Origin of the sequence: Rhodopirellula sp. UBA1907 (assembly GCF_002337565.1) — a bacterium.
Classification (GTDB): domain Bacteria; phylum Planctomycetota; class Planctomycetia; order Pirellulales; family Pirellulaceae; genus Rhodopirellula; species Rhodopirellula europaea.
This window is the reverse complement of sequence record NZ_DDGH01000074.1, coordinates 39,109-47,466: the sequence shown is the minus strand read 5'-3', so window position 1 is coordinate 47,466 and position 8,358 is coordinate 39,109. Positions and strand designations below refer to the sequence as shown.

Genomic DNA, 8,358 nt, shown 5'->3' with positions numbered 1-8,358 from the left:
AATCGGCTAATTCAGTGTGCCTCCGCCTCATCCAACATAGATTCCCCGTAGACCATGTCTCACATGGCGCCCCCAACCCCGATCGCCTCACTCAATCATTCGGGAATGTTCAACGGGTTCAGCTGGCATTCCGGTCGAGACCGCTTGAACCGCTGCAATCCTTGGTCGGTCATCTTCGTTCGCTGAACATCGAGGGTCTGCAATCGAGGCAGCTTCAACAACCCGTCGATGGATGCGTCCGTCAATTGCGTGCCGGTCAGCCACAACGTTGACACCGACGGCGGGATGGACTGGACCACCGAATCGTCGACCGCGGTGTAGCTTAGGTCGAGCTCGCGCAATTGCGTTGCGCCACGAAACAGAGACGCGATTTGGTTGGTGACGCCGGTGGCTTCCAAGCTGAGTTGATCCATTAGGCTAGTATCCGCGACCAATTGCTGAACATCGGCGTCGGTGATTGGCAATCGAGAAAGATCACACCATGTCAGACCACTGATCGGCTTTTGCTTGGACAGCCCTTCGCCTGTGACTTCGCAACCAGCCAAACAAAGCGTTGCCAGATCGCCCTTGATCGGATTCAGGCTGATGTGAGCGTCGTCGACGCGGAGCGAACGCAGGATTTCCGCCGGGTTGATTTCCACGATCGAGTCCGGTGGATCAACCTCGGCCGGTTTCTTCGATGGTGAATAGAGATCTGCCAATTGCTTGATCAACTCTCGGCGTACAGCTGGGACAGCCGAGTCCATCAAGAAGTGCGTCCGCAGGCTGGCCTGAGAGTACCAGCGAGCCAGATCGGGTTTGGATTGCATTTCGTCGCGTGAACCTTGCAGGTCCTCCAGCGACTCAATCGGAACGCCACCGATCAAGGCTTGATAGCGAGCCAATTGCAATCTCGGCGATTCCCAACCACCGACATAGGCCAACGATTGTTCGTACCGCAACGATTCGAAGTATCCCGCGATACCTTCGATCAACCAGAAGTCATTGGTCGTCGCCGTCGCGAACACTTGGCCGCGAGTCGGGCGGCGTCGGGACGCGTTCGCGGATGCTTCGGTGAATAGTTGATGGCAGACTTCGTGGTGCAAACTCGAAAGATCTTGCTGTGGAAAGAAGAACGAAAGTCGCAACGTGTCGCTGTAGAAACCGGTCGAGGCCGCGACGGCTTTGGAGTCCGTGTTTCGAAACGCCGACGCGACGGTGGCTCGGTAACGTTCCGCATCCGGTAGCAAGACGACTCGGTGCCGTTGTCCGTGCTTGAGTCGAGCCGGTGAAGAGAGTGATCGCAGATGAGCATCGGCCGTAGTCGACTGCCGGTCCCAATCGTTCGTGATCAACGCGACTTGGTCGCGACCTGCCCAGATCGGAAAGAAGACTTGGGTCCAAACCCAGTACTCTCGCTCGAGTGACTCGGCGACGCGGCGGGATTCGACGTCGTCGGCTTGGCTGAGAATTTCGAAGTGATCGGATTGCCAAACTCGAAATGAACCAGGCCGCCATTGCAGTTCGCTGGGCGCCACCCGCCCGCGACGCTGAGTGATCAACACGTCGGCATCGGCTGGCAAACCAAACAGGGTGCGAAGCTCGGGCTGGCTTGGATCAGCGTGGTGGGCCTTCCAAAGCTCGATGTACGCCGACCAAATTTCGTCCGCCGCGTTGGGAGAATCCGACCGGGCGGCGATATCGGGGGTCAAAACCAAAGGCGTATCAGCAGAATCTGTGCTCGGCAATGCGATTGGATCGGCTGCGGCAGGCAAGGGAATGAAGGCGGTGACTCGATCGATCAACTTGCCGGCATCTCGCGTTTCGCCGGGCGTTGTCCGCGAATCCTCCTCGGCCCGCACGATCGCTTCTGCATGCGAAATCCACAAAAAGGCCAGGGCGATCAGGTATAGTGGTGCCCTCGCGAATTGATTCGCGCCCCCCTTCCCCACCTCATTCCCACCCAACCACTTTTTCCACATGAAAACTCTTTGGACCGAAGCAGGCCGTTGCACGTTCGCAGCAGCGATCGCCGCTGTTTGCCTGTTCGCATCAACTTGCCTGTTCGCATCGACGTCGTTGCACGCAGCAGAACGAAATGTCTTGTTCATTATCACGGACGATGAAAGCCCAACGTTGGGTTGTTATGGCGACGAAGCGGCGGTGACTCCCGCGATCGATTCCGTTGCCGCCGATGGCATGGTGTTTCGAAACGCGTTTGCCACCACAGCATCGTGCAGTGCCAGCCGAAGTGTGGTGATGAGTGGTTTGCACAACCATCGTAACGGACAGTTTGGACATCAACATCATTATCACAAGTTTGCTTCATTCAACGACGTCGCCGGTTTGGCTTTGCCGCGTGTGATGGCAAACACCGGCTACCGCACCGGACACATTGGCAAATACCACGTCGCGCCCGAATCGGTTTACCACTACGAAACGTACCTGAAAGCCAATTCGCGTAGCGCCGTCCAGATGGCAGAAACCGCGAAGGATTTTCTGACGGACCAAGAAGACGACCGTCCGTTCTTCCTGTACTTCGCAACATCCGACCCACACCGCGGCGGCGGCGTTGACAAAACGTCGGACCTGGAGCTGAAACCCGACTTGTTCGGCAACAAGCCTCGGCGTGGTTCGTATCCCGGCGTCGAAGAGGTCTTCTTCGATCCGGCCGACGTGGTCATTCCACCGTTCTTGACTGACACCCCTGAAACACGAGCCGAGCTGGCGCAGTACTACCAATCATGTGCCCGAATCGACCAGGGTGTCGCGAGACTGATTGAGATCCTCAAAGAAGCCGACCTCTACGACAAAACCATGATCGTGTTCACCAGTGATCACGGGATGGCGTTCGCCGGCGGCAAGACGACCGTGTACGAAGGTGGCCTGCGAGTCCCCATGGTTGTTCGCGATCCGTATCAAGAGAAACGCGGTGTCGAAAGCGATTCGATGATCAGTCACATCGACATCACACCGACGATCCTGGATTTCGCCGGTGGATTGGACCGAAAGACCAACGCGCCGAAAAATTTGGTTCCTGCCAAGAAGCTTCGCAACGAATTAGGAGCTTCCCCGATGGACAACCACAATGGCAACAAGCCACTGGATCACTACCACGGCCGAAGCTGGATGGACGTGTTGGCGGATCCGGACACGCCACATCACGAAGAAATCTTTGCTTCGCATACGTTCCATGAAATTCAGATGTACTACCCAATGCGGGTCATCCGCGACGGCAAGTACAAACTGATCTGGAACATCGCCCATGCGTTGGACTACCCCTTCGCCAGCGATCTGTGGGCGGCCAGTTCATGGCAGGCTCAATTGGCCAAGGGCTTGGACGCACCGTACGGTCAGCAAACTGTCGGCAAGTACATCCATCGTCCCGAGTTTGAACTGTTTGATATCGAGGCCGACCCGAACGAGTCCATGAACCTGGCTACCAGCAGCAGCCACACGGATGTCCTGGAGGCGTACCAAGCCAAGCTGAAGAAGCTGCAGAAGAAGTACGACGACCCCTGGATCATGAAGTGGGATTATGAATGAGTGCATTTGCCGAAACGCTTTCCGGTCACCGAGCCAATCATTTCTCAGGGTCTCGTTTCCCAGGGTTGTGATTTTCTTGGTGGGAGTGTTTGGTCTGCACGGAGTTGCCATGAGTGACTTCCGGGCCGACGAGCAGGCATTGCACGTCATCTTTGGCGAGCGCAACCTGCAAAGCACCGCTGGAATGTTTCGGCAATGGGGCGATCGTTCCGAACTAGAACAGTACCGTTTTCTGCAGGGATATGTCTTCCCTACCGGCACGAACGTGATTCGGTGTGACAGCGTTTTGGTAGATGCTGCGATGCTGGCTGGCGAACGCGGCAGCCAGCCTGGCTCGACCCATGTGCAATTCTCACCGATCGGAACTCGATCGGTCGTGCCAGTCTCTCTGCTCGTTGATGCCGCGACTCAGTTGGACAGACTGGACGAGGTCGAGGCGTCTGTCGCGCAGCGTCTCGGTGAGAGAGACGCTGATCTGGCTCACGCGATGATCGCTCAGGCTTTGGTCGCCATCTCACGGGAAGACAGCGACGAGGCCGTCCGGTTGCTCGGTGAACTGGAGCCATTGGTCTGCGACCGCGATCGGGTTGAGTCGCTCATCGGTCCCACGTTGGAACTGATCGCGAAGGCGGAGCGTTTGCCAGCACTGCATGAATCCTGCTTGGCGATTTTGTTTCGCTACTACGAACTGGGGCGTGAGGGTGGGTCGGTTCTTCCAGAAAGGTGGAAGCGACGTGCTTTTGCTGCTTACTATTCTCTGCATTGGCGGCAATTTCGAAATCACGCCGTCTGGGGTCCAGATGCCCAGGTCGGAGAGGTCTTCGTTCCTCAACGGTGGCATGCGAGCTTCCGGTCAACAGCCGTGACGGAAGCGGAAAGTTACCCCGCCGCTCAATGGGCCTTTAAACGCGGCCACTTTGAAAAGACCGGTGGGCACGACCGCGACTTCTTGTACTTCGATGTTCCTCTGGTTGGGGATTTCGAAGCCGAGGCCATTGTGAGCGGTTTCAACTATTGCGAGACCCGTCTTGGATACGGAGGGCATTGGGCCGGACCTGCATACGATCATCTCTCGATACTCAGCGGTCATTTCGCAGGGGACGATCCGACGATTTCGCTTGCTCGCCCGCTCGACAATGCGGACTCCTCCATGCGAGTTCGCTTGGTCGTCCGGAACGGCTTCTGCGAAACGTTCATCAACGGCCGGAGTGTTTGTCGCAAACGGGTTTCAATGGCTGATCCTTGGGTCACCATTTTCAGTCAATGGTACACGCATGGATGGGTTCGTGATCTGAGGATCACCGGCAATCCCAGCATTCCAGCGTCGGTTGATTTGTTGGCTGACGAACGCATGCTTGGATGGAGCAGTTTCTTCGGTGAAGCAGTCGGCAAAGATCGTGATTGGCAATTGCAATCGTCTGTCGATCCAAACGGCAATGAGTCCAGTGGATCACCGATTTTGAAAGGAGCCCAGCATGGTTTGATTCAAGGTTCCTTCCAAGAAAGCTTGCTGCAGTACGGCCGACCACTGGGTGATCGAGAAACGATCTCCTACGAGTTCTTTTATCGGCGAGGCAGTCATGCCGTTCATCCGGCCATCGGCCGAGAAGTCATGATGCTGGACTCCGATCGAGGTGCTTGGCATCCGAAGGTCGGCCAATTGCGGTTCAGTTCCGTCAACCAAAACGCAGCAGGTTTGCTTCGAGACGATCAGTGGAATCGAGCAACGGTAATTCGGTCTGGTGAAATTATTGAATTGCATCTGAACGGTGAAAGTGTCTTCCACGCTTCCATCGATCCAGAAAAGACTCACCAGTTCGGCCTGTTTCACTTTTGTGATCAAACGACCGCCCTCGTTCGCAACGTCGTATTAAGCGGAGACTGGCCGAAGCAATTGCCAGCAGCTGATCAGCAGGAGCTCGCGGATGACACGGTGGAACGATTGGTTCAAGGAACTGAGCGTATGAACGTTTTCCACCACGAGTTTTCAGAGGGACTTCCTCTGGACAGCTTCTTTATGACAGGGAACGACTGGACCCAGCACTTCTCACAGGTGGACGAGGGAATCCATTGCGAGCATCCCGGCGGGAAGCACGTTCAATATGGAATCTCACCCAATTTGGAAACGGAAGGTGACTTTGACCTGATCGCCGAGTTTGCTGGTTTCGAAGCGGCGGTTGAAGAGGGTGGCGATGCAAACGTGCACCTCAAGGTTTCCCTGCCGGAGCGATCAACGGATTGCGTTCTGTACCGAAAGTTCACTCGATACGCAAAGAAAGAGATCGGAGAACAGATTGTCCAGTCGGCGATTTTCACGATTCGAGAAGGAGAGCGAACATTTCACTTTCCATTCCGGACGAGCGAAGCAGCGACTTCGGGCAAGCTACGTTTGATTCGACGCGGCGATCAGATCCACTATTTGTTTGCAGCCCACGATTCGACGCAGTTTCAATATCTGTACAACGAAACCGTTTCGAAGAAGACCACCGGTTCGGCAAAAGTACGATTGGTGGTCGAGACCACCAAGAATGGTCACGCCAAAGCGATTTGGAAATCTCTGACCGTTCGCGCGGATCGACTTTCAGGGCCCGCAGTCATGCCCTCACTTTCGGTCGCACAACTTCGACAATCACGCGATGCTTTGGCGCAATCGAGAACGCTGGACTATTCGGATCAGGAAGTGCAGCAATCGATCCAAACAATCGGCCAAGCCTCATCGCTTCAAGCGACCGAGGAAGGTTTGCTCATCACCGCACCGGGATCGGATACGTGGACGGGCCATGGGCTGACGCTTCCATTCGCACTGCATGGTGATTTCGATGTGGCGGCAGAGATCGACGTGAAGAGATTGGATCCGCCAGCTGGGAGAGGCGAAAGTGTTGTCTTCCTCGAGACCGAGTTTCGCGATCCGAAGAAGACGTCAATTCATGCAAAGTTCGCGATCTCGCCCAGCAACCGGAAGACAGGCGAGGTGCAGCTTCGCCAGGTTTCTGAGACTGGAGAGTTTGATTACACCGAACTGGTCAACCACCCCGCTTCGAATGTCCAGCTTCTTCGCGTGGCTCGTCGGCAAGAAATGTTGTACGTGCTCATTCAAGAGGCAGGACAGGAAGTCGCACGCGTTCTTGGCAAACTCGAAGTCGGCAACCATCCGATCCTGGCGGATGACCTGAGGTTCATTTTGCATGCAGATGGCGAAGGTCGCCAAGTGAGCGTGCTGCTAAAGCGAGTGGTAGTCCACGCAGATCGCATCGATCCGTAGCGCCGCCCAATTCCGGCTTGGGATTCACTCTCGCGATTGGTCCGGTGCCATCCCGATCAACGCCCCATGCGAGCTCGTTGGTCGACCAACCGGTGTTCTTGTTGCGGTGATTGCGACGCGACAATTGCTCTGGGGCCGCTCGCCCACGCTGGGGCCAAAGAAAAAGAAGTGAGAGTGCTGGGACTCGAACCCAGGACCATTCGATTAAAAGTCGAATGCTCTGCCAACTGAGCTACACTCTCGACCGACGACGAATCGCCGGTTTGAACTAGACCGAAACGGTGAAGCAAAATTCACCAACATTCGAGAACGAATGTCAGAGAAAGAAACCTGCCAATTGCAGAAGCAAACTGGCCGACCGAGTTCAAGCGGAGCGGACAGGATTCGAACCTGCGGAACCAGTTTCCCGGTTCACCGATTTAGCAAACCGGCGCTTTCGACCACTCAGCCACCGCTCCTGGTGGAAACGTGCCCGCGGGACGTTGCCGCCGCGTGACGTGTTTCGGTCAGGCGGGATTGTGCTTCATTCCGCTTTCCGCTGCAACCCTTTCTGGCCTCTGACAGCCTGACACGAGGAACTTTTTTAAGGTTCGGAACCCCGCCGGATGTCGCAACCGACTCAGTCGCCTCAATTGGAACCCCAACCAGCAGAAATCCATTCCAGGAAGCGGTCCCGCGAACTCTGCCGCAGGCTGTTTCGTTGCACTACACTGGTTCTTTCCACGTCGATTCGCCAATTCGTTGAATTTGACGAGCCGCCGCATTCCCACCACGTCCCCACCTGATCACGAACACCATGCGACCTCTTTTTGCGAACGTTTTGTCGGCCGCTTTGGCGGCATCCACTCTCTCCGCCTACTCCCCGCTGGTGTCTGCCGAAGACGCTCGGCCAGCAAAAGTCGTTTTCCAAGACGACTTTGAGAACGGCGACGACAAATGGGAATACCTCGATCCGAAGACTTGGAAGCTGAACACTCCATCGGGAGAATCCAAGAACGGGTCGATCGAGATCACCGAACGCAAATCCGAGTACACACCACCAACCCGAAGCCCAGGCCATGTGGCGTTGGTGAAAGATCTAGAGGTCGGTAGCTTTGAAATTCAATTTCGTGTTCGCAGCACGCTGGACACCGGCAACCACCGAGATTGTTGCGTGTTCTTTGGATACCAAGATTCCGCGCACTTCTACTACGTCCATTTGGGTGCCAAGCCCGATCCGCACAGCGGCCAAATCATGATCGTCAATGACGCTCCCCGATTGGCTTTGACAACCAACGAAAAGTTGACTCCATGGGACAACGACTGGCACAACGTGATGCTTCGCCGGGATGTCGAAAGCGGAAAGATTGAAATCTACTTTGACGACATGGAAACGCCTCACATGAGCGTCGTCGACAAGACCTTCGGGGCGGGACGTGTCGGGTTGGGATCGTTCGACGACTTGAACGAGTTCGATGATGTCGTGATCCGTGAAATGGACTGACGATTTTGATGACGGATCTCGCGCTGGGCTGGGGGAGTTGGATGCATGAGTTCATGCTCGGCCCTCCCCTCGCTTCGCTCGACCCTCC

At 55.8% G+C, this 8,358-nt stretch carries 4 protein-coding genes and 2 tRNA genes; 3 read left to right on the top strand and 3 right to left on the bottom strand.

Features of this window, described 5'->3' with window-relative positions:
* Positions 1-95: 95 nt before the first annotated feature.
* A complete protein-coding gene (locus B2R17_RS16275; protein ID WP_286764804.1) occupies positions 96-1,961 on the bottom strand; it encodes a hypothetical protein in 1,866 nt (621 codons plus the stop codon).
* Here B2R17_RS16275 and B2R17_RS16270 point away from each other — a divergent pair.
* Positions 1,960-3,525, top strand: a complete 1,566-nt coding sequence (locus tag B2R17_RS16270) for a sulfatase family protein (RefSeq protein ID WP_286764803.1) — start codon at positions 1,960-1,962, stop codon at positions 3,523-3,525. The genes B2R17_RS16275 and B2R17_RS16270 overlap by 2 nt on opposite strands.
* A gap of 109 nt (positions 3,526-3,634) precedes the next feature.
* Positions 3,635-6,787 carry a DUF1583 domain-containing protein gene (locus B2R17_RS16265; RefSeq protein WP_286764802.1) on the top strand — a complete coding sequence of 1,051 codons (3,153 nt, stop codon included), beginning with the start codon at positions 3,635-3,637 and terminating at the stop codon, positions 6,785-6,787.
* 169 nt (positions 6,788-6,956) lie between these two features.
* Here the strand turns inward: B2R17_RS16265 and B2R17_RS16260 are convergent.
* Positions 6,957-7,029 (bottom strand) — tRNA-Lys (locus B2R17_RS16260).
* Between the two features lie 127 nt (positions 7,030-7,156).
* A tRNA-Ser gene (locus B2R17_RS16255) sits at positions 7,157-7,245 on the bottom strand.
* A 410-nt stretch (positions 7,246-7,655) separates the two neighbouring features.
* Between B2R17_RS16255 and B2R17_RS16250 the strand changes: the two genes are divergently transcribed.
* Positions 7,656-8,270: a hypothetical protein gene (locus B2R17_RS16250; protein ID WP_286764840.1), complete on the top strand. Its 615-nt coding sequence runs from the start codon at positions 7,656-7,658 to the stop codon at positions 8,268-8,270.
* Positions 8,271-8,358 lie beyond the last annotated feature (88 nt).